11 protein-coding genes and 1 pseudogene are annotated in these 15,167 nt (G+C 61.9%); 2 read left to right on the forward strand and 10 right to left on the reverse strand.

From position 1 onward, the window contains the following. Positions 1–45: 45 nt before the first annotated feature. From ACX9OT_RS13530 to ACX9OT_RS13560, 7 genes are all read right to left on the reverse strand, one after another. Positions 46–753, reverse strand: coding sequence for an alpha/beta fold hydrolase (locus tag ACX9OT_RS13530; RefSeq protein WP_277778837.1), 708 nt, complete (start codon positions 751–753; stop codon positions 46–48). A 127-nt stretch (positions 754–880) separates the two neighbouring features. Next, on the reverse strand, positions 881–3,007 hold the full coding sequence (locus ACX9OT_RS13535; protein ID WP_049462130.1) for a peptidase domain-containing ABC transporter: 2,127 nt from the start codon (positions 3,005–3,007) through the stop codon (positions 881–883). Between the two features lie 623 nt (positions 3,008–3,630). Next, positions 3,631–4,878 carry an HlyD family secretion protein gene (locus tag ACX9OT_RS13540; RefSeq protein WP_049462126.1) on the reverse strand — a complete coding sequence of 416 codons (1,248 nt, stop codon included), beginning with the start codon at positions 4,876–4,878 and terminating at the stop codon, positions 3,631–3,633. 301 nt (positions 4,879–5,179) lie between these two features. Then, entirely contained in the window at positions 5,180–5,533 is a 354-nt protein-coding gene (locus tag ACX9OT_RS13545; protein WP_053093390.1) for a transposase, read from the reverse strand. A 701-nt stretch (positions 5,534–6,234) separates the two neighbouring features. Then, complete coding sequence (locus ACX9OT_RS13550) at positions 6,235–6,612, reverse strand: hypothetical protein (protein WP_149908938.1); 378 nt, start codon at positions 6,610–6,612, stop codon at positions 6,235–6,237. A gap of 51 nt (positions 6,613–6,663) precedes the next feature. After that, entirely contained in the window at positions 6,664–6,849 is a 186-nt protein-coding gene (locus ACX9OT_RS13555; RefSeq protein WP_152911143.1) for a hypothetical protein, read from the reverse strand. Between the two features lie 8 nt (positions 6,850–6,857). Next, positions 6,858–7,028, reverse strand: a complete 171-nt coding sequence (locus ACX9OT_RS13560; protein WP_157805916.1) for a hypothetical protein — start codon at positions 7,026–7,028, stop codon at positions 6,858–6,860. Between the two features lie 211 nt (positions 7,029–7,239). Between ACX9OT_RS13560 and ACX9OT_RS13565 the strand changes: the two are divergent. Next, positions 7,240–7,665, forward strand: a pseudogene (locus ACX9OT_RS13565) (transposase); the annotation flags it as partial. Positions 7,666–8,102: 437 nt separating this feature from the next. On the opposite strand, the gene ACX9OT_RS13570 reads toward ACX9OT_RS13565, so the two are convergent. The 3 genes from ACX9OT_RS13570 to mgtE all read right to left on the reverse strand — a co-directional run bounded on the left by ACX9OT_RS13570 (position 8,103) and on the right by mgtE (position 13,016). After that, positions 8,103–8,414 carry an integrase core domain-containing protein gene (locus ACX9OT_RS13570; protein WP_223224680.1) on the reverse strand — a complete coding sequence of 104 codons (312 nt, stop codon included), beginning with the start codon at positions 8,412–8,414 and terminating at the stop codon, positions 8,103–8,105. Between the two features lie 366 nt (positions 8,415–8,780). After that, positions 8,781–11,501 (reverse strand): bifunctional acetate--CoA ligase family protein/GNAT family N-acetyltransferase, encoded by a 2,721-nt coding sequence (locus tag ACX9OT_RS13575; RefSeq protein ID WP_277778835.1) that lies wholly within the window; start codon positions 11,499–11,501, stop codon positions 8,781–8,783. A 144-nt stretch (positions 11,502–11,645) separates the two neighbouring features. Continuing rightward, positions 11,646–13,016, reverse strand: coding sequence for a magnesium transporter (gene mgtE, locus ACX9OT_RS13580; protein WP_059035874.1), 1,371 nt, complete (start codon positions 13,014–13,016; stop codon positions 11,646–11,648). 341 nt (positions 13,017–13,357) lie between these two features. Between mgtE and ACX9OT_RS13585 the strand changes: the two genes are divergently transcribed. Next, on the forward strand, positions 13,358–15,136 hold the full coding sequence (locus tag ACX9OT_RS13585; RefSeq protein ID WP_134951290.1) for a monovalent cation:proton antiporter-2 (CPA2) family protein: 1,779 nt from the start codon (positions 13,358–13,360) through the stop codon (positions 15,134–15,136). Positions 15,137–15,167 lie beyond the last annotated feature (31 nt).

Raw genomic sequence — 15,167 nt, forward strand, 5'->3', positions numbered from 1 at the left:
ATGACACATCGTGCCGACCAAGGTCGGCACCTACCAAAGGCAGAGCTATCCCTCGCCTTGCAGCAACCACCCACGCATGGCCGCACTGACCTCGTCCGGCTTTTCCATCGGTGCCAGGTGCCCGCAATCGGGCACCACCACCAGCTGCGAGTGCGGCACCAGGGCGTGCATCTCCTCGCTCACCGCCAGCGGCGTGATGCGGTCGTTCGCACCGCAGACGATCAGCAGCGGATCGCGGTAGCCGGCCAGCACGTCATGGCCGTCGCGGCGCTCCAGCGCGCTCTGGCGCAGGAACACTTCGGCGCCCAACCGCGCGGTCATGTCGCGCACACGCTGCACCAGCACGTAGTCATCCAGCCGAGAAGCATCGATGTAGCTGCGCATCAGCACGTCACCGAAGCCGTGGAATTTTCCCGGAAGACGCACGCTGGCACGTTGGCTGCGGCGCTGCTCGGCACGTTCCGGCGAATCGGCATGGATCGAGGTATCGATCAGCGCCAGCTGCAGCACACGTTCCGGCGCGATGCGCAGGATCTGCTGGGCGACGAAACCGCCCAGCGAGAAACCGGCCAGCGCAAAGCGCTCCGGCGCCTGCGCCAGCACGTCCTCGGCTACGCCCTGCAGGGTTTCGCCGCGGGTCTGGTCGCCCACCGTGCAATCGGCGATGTCGGCCAGGTCAGCCAACTGTGAGCGCCACAGCTCGGCGTCGTTGAGCAGGCCGGGCAGCAGCAACAGGGGGATACGGTTGGTCATGGGGCTATTGTCGCGTCATCACGGTGACGGAGCCATGCCAGCGACCGCGCAGAGCGCGGGGACGTGCCCCGGATGAGCCAGGCACGCCGGACCGGCGCCCGCTTCTGGATACCCTGTGGGACGCCAGTCAGACCGATGCCGCGCCTGCTTCCTCGGCATCGGAAGCAGGCGCCGTCGACGCCTCACGCTGTGGCCGCACCTCCTGGACGATCCGCCCCTGCTCCATTATCAGGACACGGTCGGCGCTGCTTATGGTCTCCGGCCTATGGGCCACGATCACCTTGGTCAGCTTCATACGTTGCACGGCTTCGTTGACCAAGCGCTCGCGCATGACATCAAGATGGCTGGTGGCCTCATCCAGAAACAGAATCCGAGGCCGGCGGTAGAGGGCACGGGCCAGAATCACGCGCTGTTTCTGACCGCCTGAAAGCGAGTTGCCCATGTCTCCGATAAGACCGTGATAGCCCATCGGCAGCCCCGCGATATCGTCGTGCACGGCTGCCATCCGAGCAGCTTCCTCGATGCGCTGTTCATCGAAGCCGCTATCGAAGCCGCTGATGTTGTCGGCAATGCTTCCGGCAAACAACTGGTCATCCTGCATCACCGCTCCGATCATGGAGCGGATGCCACGTGGACCGTGCTTCTGGATATCTACCCCGCCGATGCTTACGCTTCCTTCGCTGGGCTTGAGCAATCCGAGCAGCAGTTTAATCAGGGTCGACTTGCCGCAACCCGATGCGCCCACGATGGCCACTGCTTCACCCTGTTCCACGCGGAAGGAACAGTTGCGGACGATCCAGGGCTCACCTTCGGCGTAACGGAAGGAGAGATTCTCGACCTCGATGGAGGACGAAATTGGTACCACTGTCTCGATTTGATCGAGATCCTGGTCAGGTTCACTCAGAACGACATCCGCCAATCGCTCGCCATGCAGCCGAAGCATCCTGAACTCGACGGCCTTGTCGATCAGACCGGCCATTCGTAGTGCGAACTGGTCCTTGTACGCAAGATAGGCTACCAGCATGCCGACCGAGAACAGATTGTTCATGGTCAGCACCGCGCCAATCCAGATGACAGCAATCCTCTCGACTCCGAAGATCAGCTGACTGGTAACGGTGAAGCCGAGCGTCAGCTTCGAAAGCCTAACTTCCTCATTGACCGTGCCAACCATCAGGTTCTCGTAGGCTGCCCTCCGCATCGGCTCCTGGACGGCGATCTTGATGCTCTGCATGCCGCGGATCGACTCAAGCAGATGCGATTGCTGCTTTGCACTGGCAACGAGCTGGCGCTCGGTACGATTGCGAACTGGCGCGTACGCGGTGGCGCGGACCAAGGTGTACAGCACCACCGCCGCCAGCGTCACCAACGCCAGCTTCCAGCTGTAGAGAACCATGACTCCTAGCGTGACGATCGCCATCAGGCCATCGATGAGCGCTTCGACGAAACTGGTCGTTAACGTCTTCTGGATGGATTGCACCGACGAGACCCGAGAAATGATATCGCCCAGGTGTCGCTTCTCGAAGAAGTCCAACGGCAATCGCAGCAGATGCCCGATAACATTCCCCATCCATCTCAAGCCCAGAGTGGAGGAGAGATAAATGACAGACCAACCGCGCAACAGCCCGATGGCCACCTGCAACAGCATGGCAAGCCCGAAGCTTATCCCCAGTACCGTAAGCAGATCCCGATCTGCCGAAACCAGTGCCTGATCCACCACCCACTGGGTATAGAACGGCGCAAGGACCACGAAGATCTGGAGTGCGACCGAGAGAAGCAGGACCAACGCCAGTGAGGGCCACAGACCGTTGATCTGCCCCGTCAGCTGCCGTAGTGAGATCGGGGCCGGCCGGGCCTCCTTCTGGAACTCCGCAGTGGGAGTCAGCTCAAGCGCCACACCCGTGAAGTGCTCGGACACTTCCTCCAGTGCAAGCACCCGCTCACCGATGGCGGGGTCAAGAATCCTGAAACCGCTGCGGCCCACCTTTACCAGCACCACGTAGTGGTTCAGATTCCAATGCAGAATACAAGGCAGCTTGAGTTCGGAAAGGTGCTCCATCTCAAGCCGCAAGGGCCGCGAAGACAGTCCCAACTGCTGTGCAATGTGGATGAGCTGGCCCAGCTTGGCACCCTTGAGCGACAACGGATAGCGTCGGCGAATCTCGCTTAGGCCGATCTTCTTTCCATGAAAGTCGGCGATCATCGCGATCGACGCCAGTCCACACTCCGTTGTCTCCGACTGCAGTATCGCTTTCATTCCGATGACAAGCCCAAGATCCCAGTCAATCTGAAAAAGACGCGGCTGGTGCAAACTTCAGTACCAATGGCCTATACCAAGTACGCCGCATGTTCGCCCTCGGCCGCGTGATTGCCCCACCGCGCACAGACTTCAATGCGACGTATGATTTTTCTGAATCCGCTTGCGTCTTGTATCAGCGAATCTAGCGGTAGCTACCACAACCGCACCAGCACAGAGAAGTGGCCATATCCGGCTGTCTGAAGATGCCGCGATCACGGCCAGGCAGCACACACAGATGGCGAAAGTCCTTTGGTCGATACCCGGAAACTTCATGATCTTTTCTCCTCGTGCCAGTTCATTCCAGAAGCGTGTGCCTCCAAGCAAACTGCGTAGGAGTGCACGAACACACCTGCACGGGTTAAGTGCAACGGCGATTCCACCTCCGATGCACGCACCGGCAGCGGGCCCGGCAGGACCGCCAACTAGCGCACCGGCACCGTTGATGCAAGCAGCTTCCCCCTCGACTTCGAAAGCTTCATCCGTGGTCAGTTCACGCACAGTGAGTCTCCCTAGAATTGGCACACGTTCATTGTGCATGGGCTGCCTTAGCCAGCGACACGATGTCTCATCCAATGCTGCAGTCATTGCCCGAATACAGTTCCCTTGATTGAGTAGATAGGCTCAAGGGCCCACTCAAAGAACGATCTCGTCTCACCCAGAACATCTGCATCCACCAGCATTCCGGGCTTGAGTGACTCGGGCTTGCCGTATGCGCTTACGGTTTGCGATGCGAGAACGACCGTGATTCGATACATCGGTTCTGTCGCGCCACCGTTCTGTGTTGCACCCAGTGTGCTTCGACTAATCCGTGAAACCCGCCCCTCATGGTGTCCAAATTTCTGGTAAGGGTATGCTTGGTATCTGAGCAGGACCTTATCATCGGGCTCTATGAATCCTACCGCGCGGCTAGGAACGAGCAGCTCCGCCTCCAAATGACCATCCCCAGGCAGCACGCTCATGATCGGCTGGCCGCTTTGCACGGCTTGGCCGGCCTTGATCTGCTGGCTGGCTACAATTCCAGAGACTGGCGCGACAATAGCCAACCGTCCGCGCGCGACATTCTCCACACGTTCCTGCTCAAGCAAGGCGAGATCCTGCTGGAATGTCGCTTCCGCGGCCTCATGCTCGCCAGGCAGCTCATTGAGCGCCTGGATGATCTGCTCGATCATCCTGCGCGTGGCAATGGCCTGTCGCTGCAATGCCTGCATCTCACCCTTCTGTGTGAGCGCTGCAGATTCCTGCTGCTTGATCTGGAGGAGGCTGACGTAACGATCCTCTTCAAGGAGCCGGAGGCGTTCCAGCGTCTCCTCTGCAATCCTGATCTGATCCCGTCTTGTCAGCACTTCGGCGTCGAACTGCGCCAGCTCCCGCTGTGCGTTGGAAAGCTGCCTACGCAATCCCTTCTGCTGCGCGCTCAACCGCATCTTCTTGGCAGTCTGTACCGCCCCAAGGCCGGACGTCCTGCGCTCGAAGCGAGATTCCATCGCAGCCAGCGTATCCCCATCAGTGGTGGTGGCTCGCGGAACAGTCAGGACCGCAACTACCTCACCCGCTTCGACGTACTCGCCTTCGGCACTTCTGACTTCCGACATGAACCCATTGGCGGGCGCCATGACCTGCGCGATTCCATTGACTGGCACAAGCTGTCCACCCACGTGCGAACGGTGGGTATAGGTGCCAAATGTAAGCAGCAGCACTACTACTAGTGCGGTGGAAGAGGCTACGATGGCAAAAACCCAAAGCCTGAGCGGTTGCGTGATGGAAATCGACCCCAACCAACCGGCGCGCTTTCCTTGCAGAACTTCCCTGCGAAACAGATCTGAAGACACTCTTAGAAAGTAACTTTGCCCGCGTTCATTGGATGATAGCGAGGTCTCTTCGCAGAGTTAAAGAGCGAAATGCGTCAGCTCTCCTCCCATACAGTGACCATGATTCATTCATCTCTTCCGAGAGAAGCACCAACTACTCAGCGCACCGACGCGCAGGGCCATCCGCGCGCCGTCCAGGATGGCATACGCCGTCGTCGTGGTCCGCGTTCAGCCATCAGAACAACCGGCGTCAACGCTCTGATCGGCACGCGTTACGTCACCACCCAGCATGATGACCGGACGATGTTGTAGAGCCGAGATCCTATGTTCGTGGTAAGGCCCGCTGGAAGTGGGCTTTACCCACCTTCAGCATGGCCGGATCGAAATCGCGGCCACTCTTGAAGACATCCCAAGCGATCCTGGCCAGCTTCCTTGGCAGAAGGTTGAAGATGGTGCTGCAGGGGTGACCGCGTTTTGACAGTTCATCGTAGAGCGGTTGCCCCCGGCGACACTGCTTGAGGCCCATCGCGGCCATGTAGAGCATCTGGCGCAGCATCTGCGTACCCTGTTTGGACAGCCGACGCCGCCCAGTTCTGCCGCCAGACTCATTGGGCCGGGGATCCAGGTCGATGCAGGCGATCCATACGTCGACGTTAGCCAACGGCCAGCGCGTCATGTAGTAGATCAAGTGAGCCACGACGGCAGAGCCGACACCAGGAGTGGTCACCAGACGCTTGTAGAGCGCGCAGTGCCCTCCATCGCGACTCAAGCGCCACAGCGCGCTTTCAAGCTCGGCTAGCGTCCCAGCTAGGGCGCGGAACAGATCTGACAGTTCTCTAGGGGGCCACTTCCGCTTACCCCGAAGGATTGCTACGAGCGCACGCGTGTCTCCACCCGGGCCCGCCGCTTGTGCAGCAAATCGTGCATCAGTTGCTGCTCGTCGGTACGCGGTACGTATTCACGCAGACGATCGCTCTCCTTCTTCACGTAACGGGCGGTCGCTTGGGATGCACTGAACAATCGTTGCTGAGTGCTGGATTTCCAGCACCAGAATGCTCCTAAGTCATCAGCCGCAGTGGGTTGCCATGTCCTTTCGTGCTCGAAGTGCCCCTTCCGAGCACCTCGAGACGGATTGATCCCTATGCCAGCAGTAACTGCCAGTGCACCATCCACAGATTGCACAGCGCAAACAATGTCAGCTGCATGGATGGCTTCTCAACGTGTGCCTCTATTGTCTCTCAGGCTGCCGGCCAGCGGACGGCACTACCGAAATAGTTGTTCAGAGCGTCCGCAGATGCAGGCCATGAGGACGACAAATCTCGCACAGCCATGAGTGATCAATGGACTAGAAATAAACCAATCTATAGATACAGAACGCTAGTCATCCCTCTCGACCTGGACATCGACCTTATCCCGAAAAATAGCTGAGATGAAAGACAAGAGCAGAGCTGGAAGTGCCAGAAGCAGCACGAACGAAAAAGGCGCACCAAACGACCATAGAGCAGCAGAAAATACGACAGCCGAAACCCCAAGCAGCAGGAACGAGCACTTAACTTTCTTTATTAACAGGTAACTTGCCGTCGAACACAGCAGCGAAAATGCGGCAACGAAAACTCCAACCTCTTGAGGAACCTGCAAAGGCGCAGCACCCCGAAGCGCCGCCACCAGCATCAGCGCTGAGGCAGACGCCATTGCTACCAAGGAAATAAAATAGAACTTTCCATGTCGCCCATCAAATCCACCAGTAATTTTCATATCAACCCTCAAAGAATCGCAGGGCAAAAGCCCTGCGATCCAGCTAACTATTTACCAAGCCATCTGATAAAACTGATAACCCGCATAACCAGCACCAGCGATACCAACGCCGGCAACAAAACCTTTACCAAACGCGATTCCAATCCCAATGACGACCGGCACAACTGCACCGTCGACGCTCTCAATTTCAAGACCGGTCAATTCACGCACATCATTCTCCCGCTTTGAATTGGACATCAAACTAGTTATTTTGCATTGTATAGAACGGAACCACCGATGCCAATTCCAGTCATCGTGCCGGCCATGAACGCAACACTGGTCCAACTTACCTGGGAAAGAGCAACTGCGCCAACGAACATCAAAGGCAGCACCGCGCCATCAACATTATTAATCTCTTCCATGGTCATTTCGCGCATAGTACAACTCCTTCTTAATACGTGCATTTCCACGCACGGGGATCCGGGACGATTCCCGGAAATTTGAATCGGAGGTCAGTTGGCACTTACTTTTCACAGCAAGAGCATTCGCTAAGGAGCTTCTGAACAGCTTCCTGCGAACTGTGCAGTAGTGCCCGCCACAGATTGCCGCTTTGGGGGGACACTATTTAGCTGCGTAGTGGAATGCATCATACGGCTGACATTTGGGGATGCGCAGGGCCTGCGCAAGCGCAAGCAGACCCGGCGCGATATTTTCCTTTACGAGATGGACCAGATAGTGCCGTGGAAGGCACTGCTGGCCTAGATTGAGCCGCATTATCTGCGTCCCGGTCGCGCGGTTCGGCCACCGTATGCGATGGAGACGACACTGCGCATCCACCTGCTGCAGTGGTATGCCTTGAGCGATCCGGACATGGAGGAAGCCCTGCACTAGATTGCTTCGATGCGGCTGTTCCACCGGCTCAGCGGGCTCGATGCGATCCCGGATGAGTCCACGATCATCAACTTCCGTCGTCCGTTGGAGAGGCATAGGCTTGCCGCAAATATGCTGGAGGTGATGGACGTTAATCTCGCACGCAAAGACCAGAGTCTGCGCGCCAGCTCGATCGTGGATGCCATATACGCCCCTAGAACCGAGAACCAAACAGCAGTCAACACCGAGAGTGCGGCAAACAGAGTAAACGCCCAAAGCCCCAAGGATTGGGTGAGCACAATTCCACTCAACCAGCTACTTCGCTTTGCATCCAACACTTGGTTTCTAAACAACGAATCCGACATCCCGTCTCCGAACGCTGTTGGCGGGCGCATCACCCTAACGTGTACCAAACCGTAGCGTGACTTGCCGCAGAGATCCAAGAGGCATTTGCGACATCAATGTAAGCCATCCACTTCGTTCTATGCGGATGAGAAATCGACTTCTCCACAAGACTCGTAAGGAATACCTGATGTTGGGAGTTTTCTAAACAACTCCCTGCGAAATATGGGGCAGTGCCCGACCCAGATTGCCGCATTGGGGGACACTATCGAGCCATGTAATGACCCATCGGTTTCTGCTCAGGTCATGGGGTTAATGTAGCGGTATAGGCCGCATCTGCGGTCATCATCTTCAGCGCACTGATGAGTGCGCTGTTGGTCGTCGAAGGCGATGCAGTCAGTGATTAACCGTGTAGCGTGCATCTGGCTTTCGAAACGATGCCAGTGCACGCATTGCTCTTCCAGCGTTCGGATCACTCGCTCCATCAATCCGTTCTGTTGCGGGCAGTGTGGCGTGATGAACTCCTGCTTCGAGCCATAGCTGCGCATCAGTCGCGTGTAGTCGCGGCCGCTGAACACCAAGCCATTGTCAGATCGCAGCAGGATGCGCACGGGTGTCGATCCCCGGCCGACTACGACAAAGCCACCGCCTCAAATCCCCTGTCTACGTGTCTACCAAAACTTGACCACGACAAGTGGTATCGCACCGGCGTTAGCTTGCCTACATCGACAATCCCCTTTGGGCGCCGTGCGATCCCCTATCGACGTTCGTGTGCGGGATGGGGATCGCTCGGCTCGTCTGTCGGCTCGTCTGTCGGCTCGTCTGTCGGCTCGTCTGTCGGCTCATATCCGCAGATCCATGCTCGTCAGTCCCTCCACACCGGCTCCTACATACCGCGTAGGAGCCGGGAGGAACATACAAGGAACATACAAGCCCGTGCTCGGCTGCCTCTGGAACATCCGAGCGTAGCCTCGGTTCTACATCGGGGTTTGCGGTACTTCGACCTGCTGCACCGGCAGGGTCACCATCATCACCGTCGGATCGTCTGGATCCAGCCTGGTCTTGAAGCCCAGGCTCTGGCACATCGCCAGCATGGTGCTGTTCTCGCGCAGCACCTGGCCTTCGACCACGTCCAGGCCCAGCCACTTGGCGTACTCGATCATGATCGCCATCAACCGCCAGCCGATGCCGTGGCCCTTCAGGTCCGAACGGATCAGGATGCCGTACTCGCCACGATGGTAATCGGCATCGGCGTGCAGGCGCACCGCACCCAGCATTTCGCCGCTGCGCGGTTCGATCGCCACCAGCGCGATCGAGCGTGCGTAATCGAGCTGGGTCAGGCGCGCGATGAACTCGTGGCTGAAGTGCTTCACCGACTGGAAGAAACGCAGGCGCAGATCCTCGTCACTGACGCGGGCGAAGAACGCACGGAACAGTGCGTCGTCCTCCGGCCGCACCGGGCGCACGAAGGCACGGCCGCCATCGGACAGCTCGATGGTGCGCTCCCACTCCTTCGGGTACGGGAACACCGAGAAACGCGGATGGCCGCGGCCCTTGTGCAGGATGCGCGACGGCGCCACCGCTACGCGGGCATCGAGGGCGAGGATGCCCTTGCCGTCGACCAGCAGCGGGTTGATGTCCAGCGTGCGCACCTCGGGGATATCGGCAGCCAGTTGTGCAAGCTTCACCAGCGCCAGCGCCAGTGCGCGCTCGTCAGCCGCCGGCACGTCACCGTAAGCCTTGAGGATGCGCGAGGCGCGGGTCTGGCCGATCAGCTCGTGGGCCAGGCGCAGGTCCAGCGGCGGCAGCGCCAGCGCCTTGTCATTGATCACTTCGACGGCAGTGCCGCCGCGACCGACCACGATCACCGGACCGAACGTCGCGTCATCGGCGATGCCGACGATCAGTTCGCGCGCCTTCGGGCGGACGATGGTCGGCTGTACCAGCAGGCCATCGATGCGTGCATCCGGCCGCAGCTGGCGCGCGCGCGACAGGATCGCATGGGCCGCGCTCTGCACCGCCGGCAGCGCCGCCAGGTTCAGGCGCACACCATCCACTTCGGACTTGTGCGGAATATCCGGCGACAGGATCTTCAGTGCGACCGTAGCACCGCGTTCCAGCAGCGGCTGCGCCAGGTCCATCGCCTCGTGCGCATCGCGCGCATGCATCACCGGCGCGGACGGAATGCCATAGGCCTTGAGCAGTTCATGGGTGGCCAGCGGGTCCAGCCACTGCTGGCCGTTGGCCAGCGCGGCATCGACCAGTGCACGCGCGGCCGCCGCGTCCACGCTGAAGTCCTGCGGCAGGCTGGGCGGCGTTTCCATCAGCGCGTTCTGCGCTTCGCGGTAGCGCACCAGATGCTGGAAGCCGCGTACCGCCTCGGCTTCGGTCGGATAGGTCGGCACGCGTGCCGCATTGAGCGTCGCGGTGGCCTGATCGTCGTTGCCCAGCCACACCGCGAACACCGGCTTGTCGCGGTGATGGCGCGGCCGCAGGCCGAGCGTGCGGGTCAGCGCTTGTGCGGCATCAGCGGACGAGGTGAATGCAGTCGGCACATTGACCACCATCACCGCATCATTCTCGTTGTCGGCCAGCAGCGCTTCGATGGCCGCGGCATAGCGGTCACCATCGGCGTCAACCACGATGTCGACCGGATTGCTGCGGGACCAGCCCTGCGGCAGCACCGCGTCGAGCTTCTCGACGGTGCTGTCGGACAGGTTGGCCAGCGTGCCGCGCAGCGCGATCAACTGGTCCACCGCAAGGCGACCCACGCCACCACCGTTGCTGAGGATGGCCAGGCGGCGACCGGGGAACGTCCCCAACCGACCCAGCGATTCGGCGGCGGTGAACAGCTCGTCCAGCGCCCCCACGCGCAGCAGGCCGGCGCGGTTGAAGGCAGCACCGTACACATCATCGGCGCGGGCCAGGGCCTGCACATGGGTATCGCGGCTGCCCGGCTGCACGCGCTCGGCACGGCCGGACTTCACCACCACCACCGGCTTGGCACGCGCGGCGGCACGCGCGGCCGACATGAACTTGCGCGCATCCTTGATCTGCTCGACGTAGAGCAGGATGGCGCGGGTACGGTAGTCGGTGGCGAAGTAGTCGAGCAGGTCGCCGAAGTCGACGTCCATCGTGTCGCCCAGCGAGACCACGGCGGAGAAGCCGACCGAGCGCGCCACACCCCATTCCACCAGCGCCGCCGCAATCGCCGAGGATTCGGAGATCAGCGCGAGGTCACCGGCCTGCGGGAAGTGCGCGGCGATGCTGGCATTGAGCCGCGCATGCGGTGCGATCACGCCCAGGCAGTGCGGGCCAAGGATGCGCAGGCCGTGCTTGCGCGCCACCGTTTCCACCTGTTCCGACAACGAGCCCGGGCCTTCGCCCAGGTGCGCGGTGAGGATGATCGCGGCCTGCACGCCGCGTTCGGCGGCGGTACGCACTACCTGCGGCACGATCGCCGCCGGTGCGGTGATGACGACCAGGTCCGGTACCCAGTCCAGATCCTTCAACCGCTTGATCGTGCGGATGCCATCGATCTCGGCATGCCGCGGGTTGATCCAGGCCACCTTGCCGGGGAAGCCAGTGCCACGCAGGTTGCGCATCACCGCGCGCCCGGCCGAACGCTCACGCGGACTGCCGCCGATCACCGCGACCGACTGCGGACGGAACACGGACTGCAGGTGGTAGGTACTCATGCGCCTACGGTACCCAAAAAAAGGGGACGGAGGGGATTAAGTCGTTTGTGCCTCATGTGCCTTGAACGACTTAATCCCCTCCGTCCCCTTTTTGTTCTGCATGCCGACCAAGGTCGGCAGCTACCAGAGCACGATGGCTCCGGCTTACAGCAGCGTGCCGTGCAGGATCATCGCGGCGATGCTGAAGTAGATCACCAGGCCGGTCACGTCCACCAGGGTGGCCACAAACGGCGCCGAAGCGCTGGCCGGGTCGAAGCCGAGCCGTTTCAGGATGAAGGGCAGCATCGAGCCGGACAGCGAACCGAAGGTGACGATGCCGACCAGCGCGGCGCCGATGGTGATCGCCAGCAGGATCCAGTGCTCGCCGTAGTCGTGCAGGCCGCCCAGCTGCCAGATCACGATGCGCACGATGGCCAGGCAGCCGAGAATCGCGCCCAGCACCATGCCGGTGGGCACTTCGCGCAGGGCCACCTTCCACCAGTCACGCAGGCGCAGTTCGCGCAGTGCCAGGCTGCGGATCAGCAGCGAGGTGGCCTGCGAGCCGGAGTTGCCGCCCGAGCTCATGATCAGCGGGATGAACAGGGTCAGTACCACCGCGCGTGCCAGTTCGTCCTCGTAGTGCTGCATCGCGCTGGCGGTCAGCATCTCACCCAGGAACAGCACGCTCAACCAGCCGGCGCGCTTGCGCAGCATCTCGAAGAAGCCGATCTGCATGTACGGCTTGTCCAGTGCCTCCATGCCGCCGAACTTGTGCGCATCTTCGGTGGACTCTTCGATCAGCGCATCGAGCACGTCGTCGACGGTGACGATGCCAAGCATCTGCTGCTGCGCGTCGACCACCGGAATCGCCAGCAGATCGTGGCGGCGGATCAGCCGCGCCACTTCCTCCTGGTCCATCAGCGCATCCACCGTCACCGGCGGATTGACCTGGGCCACGTCCAGGATCGATTCCTCGGGCAGGCCGGTGATCAGCCGGCGCATGGTCACTACCTGCTGCAGCTGCTGGCTGGCCGGCTCCAGCACGTAGATCGCGTACACCGTCTCGCGGGTGCGCTCGACCTGGCGGATGTGCTGCAGGGTCTGCGCCACCGTCCAGCTGGCAGGCACCGCCACGTACTCGGTGGTCATCAGCGCACCGGCAGTGTTCGGTGGGTAGCTGAGCAGCTTCTGGATGGCCTGGCGGGCGTCGGTGCCCAGCAGCGGGATCAGCCGCGCGCGTTCTTCTTCGTCCAGCTCGTGGACGATGTCGGTGGCACGGTCGTCGGCCATCAGCCCCAGCAGCGCCGCAGCCCGCGCCGGCGGCAGCGCGGCCACCAGTTCGCCACTGCGGTGCAGCTCCGGTGCTTCGAGCATCTTCACCGCACGCGGCAACGGCAGCGCAGCCAGCGTTTCCGCGGCGCGGGTCAGTTCCAGCGTATTGAGGAATTCCACCGCGTCGGCGGTGTTGTAGTTCGCCAGCGGTGCGGCCAGTGCGGCGGCATCGGCCACCGGGCGCAGCAATTGCTTCTGGTTCATCGGTTTTGCCTTGTGGGGGTGCGACCTCGCGCAACGCCAACGCAGGCAAACCGTCCCGATGTCAGGCGGTGGCCATCGCTGGCGTCGAACGAGGTCGACTTCTACTGTCGCTGGACATGGGTTGGGGACTCCGGGATGCGTATGCCGACGGACGCGCCGCCAGCGGCGGGCAGTCTGGACCCGTGGGCCATGCAGGTCAACCCGGCCACCCCGCGCCGACGGCCGGCGAGTTGTTCTCGTGCATACACAGGCCGGCGCGCATAATGACGCGGTGGCACTCGCCTCCCCTTCCCCCACCCGAACGGACGCACTGCGGGCTTCCCCGATGACCAGGTATTCCCATGCATAGCGGTGGTCTGGAACTGGCCCTGGTGCTGCTGCTGGCGGCGGTCATCGCCGTGCCGGTGTTCAAGAAGTTCGGCTTCGGCGCGGTGCTGGGCTACCTGGCGGCCGGCGTGGTGCTGGGCCCGGACGGGCTGGGCTTCGTGCAGGACGCCGACCGCATCCTCGGCGCCGCCGAGATCGGCGTGGTGATGCTGCTGTTCGTGATCGGTCTGGAACTGTCACCGGCCCGCCTGAAGGTGATGCGGCGCTCGGTGTTTGGTGCCGGTGCGGCACAGGTGGCGCTGTCCGGGCTGGTGCTGGGCGGCCTGTTGCTGCTCGACCATTTCCAATGGAAGAGCGCACTGGTGGTGGGCGTGGCACTGGCGCTGTCGTCCACCGCGGTCGGCCTGCAGCTGCTGTCAGAACACAAGGCGATCAACAGCGACCATGGCCGGCTCGGGTTCGCCATCCTGCTGTTCCAGGACCTGATCGCGATTCCGCTGCTGGCGGCCATCCCGCTGCTGGGCGGGGTAAAGAACGAGACCCTGCGCTGGGAAGACGCCGCCGTGGCCCTCGGCGCGCTGGCGGTGGTGATCCTGTGCGGGCGACCGGTGCTGCGCAAGGTGTTCGGCATCATCGCGCGTACCCGCAGCCCGGAAGTATTCACCGCGACCGCACTGCTGGTGGTGCTGGGCACCGCCTGGTTCATGCAGGAGGCCGGCCTCAGCCCCAGCCTGGGCGCGTTCCTGGCCGGCGTGCTGCTGTCCGATTCGGAGTTCCGGCACGAACTGGAAGCGCAGATCGAGCCGTTCAAGGGGCTGCTGCTGGGCCTGTTCTTCATTGCGGTGGGCATGGGCATCGACCTCGACCGCATCGTTGCCGAGCCGTGGCTGATCGCCGCCGGCGTGGCGATCCTGCTGGTGGTCAAATTCAGCCTGCTGTACGTGATCGGGCGCATCGCAAAGCTCAGTTCACGGCACTCGCTGCTACTGGGCAGCGTGCTGTGGCTGGGCGGCGAGTTCGCCTTCGTGGTGTTCAACGAAGCGCAGCGCGCGCACCTGCTGGGCAACGCCAACCATGACCGCCTGGTGGCGATCGTCGGCCTGTCGATGGCGATCACGCCACTGCTGATGATCGCGCTGCTCAAGCTGCTCGGCCAGGAGAAGGTAACGCCGCGCGAGGCAGCCGAGGCCGACAAGGTGGCGCCGGACAACCGGCCGAAGGTGCTGATTGCCGGCATGGGCCGCTTCGGCCAGGTCATCGCACGCCTGCTGACCGCGCAGAAGGTGCCGTTCGTGGCGCTGGAAGCGAACCCCGATACCGTGGCCGACCTGCGCCGCTTCGGCAACCAGCTGTACTACGGCGACCCGACCCGGCCGGAGATGCTGCGCGCGGCCGGCGGCGAGCACATCGATGTGTTCGTGATCACCGTGGACGACCCGGAGACCAACCTGCGTGCAGTGCGCATGGTGCGCCGGCTGTACCCGGACGCGAAGGTGCTGGCGCGTGCACGCAACCGCCAGCATGCGTGGCGCCTGATGGACATGTCGGCCGAGCCGTTCCGCGAAGTGTTCGGCACCAGCCTGGAAATGAGCGGGCGCGTGCTGACTGCATTGGGTGTTGCACCTGAAGTGGCCGAACGCCACGTGCAGCGCTTCCGTGAGCACGACGAGCAGCTGCTGCGCGACCAGTACCTGGTGTACGACGACGAGGCGGCAGTGATCCAGACCTCGCGCGATGCACGCAACGACCTGATGCACCTGTTCGAGGCCGACGCGGAAAGCGACGGCAAGTAGGCGTGCCGACCAACGGTCGGCACCCACCACA

It is taken from the genome of Stenotrophomonas genospecies 3, assembly GCF_054473855.1.

Bases quoted from the DNA above. Each gene is read 5' to 3' on its own strand.
- ACX9OT_RS13530 (WP_277778837.1), bottom strand. From the start codon at position 753: ATGACCAACCGTATCCCCCTGTTGCTGCTGCCCGGCCTGCTCAACGAC.
- ACX9OT_RS13535 (WP_049462130.1), bottom strand. From the start codon at position 3,007: ATGAAAGCGATACTGCAGTCGGAGACAACGGAGTGTGGACTGGCGTCG.
- ACX9OT_RS13545 (WP_053093390.1), bottom strand. From the start codon at position 5,533: ATGACGCGCTGGCCGTTGGCTAACGTCGACGTATGGATCGCCTGCATC.
- ACX9OT_RS13550 (WP_149908938.1), bottom strand. From the start codon at position 6,612: ATGAAAATTACTGGTGGATTTGATGGGCGACATGGAAAGTTCTATTTT.
- ACX9OT_RS13555 (WP_152911143.1), bottom strand. From the start codon at position 6,849: ATGTCCAATTCAAAGCGGGAGAATGATGTGCGTGAATTGACCGGTCTT.
- ACX9OT_RS13560 (WP_157805916.1), bottom strand. From the start codon at position 7,028: ATGCGCGAAATGACCATGGAAGAGATTAATAATGTTGATGGCGCGGTG.
- ACX9OT_RS13575 (WP_277778835.1), bottom strand. From the start codon at position 11,501: ATGAGTACCTACCACCTGCAGTCCGTGTTCCGTCCGCAGTCGGTCGCG.
- mgtE (WP_059035874.1), bottom strand. From the start codon at position 13,016: ATGAACCAGAAGCAATTGCTGCGCCCGGTGGCCGATGCCGCCGCACTG.
- ACX9OT_RS13585 (WP_134951290.1), top strand. From the start codon at position 13,358: ATGCATAGCGGTGGTCTGGAACTGGCCCTGGTGCTGCTGCTGGCGGCG.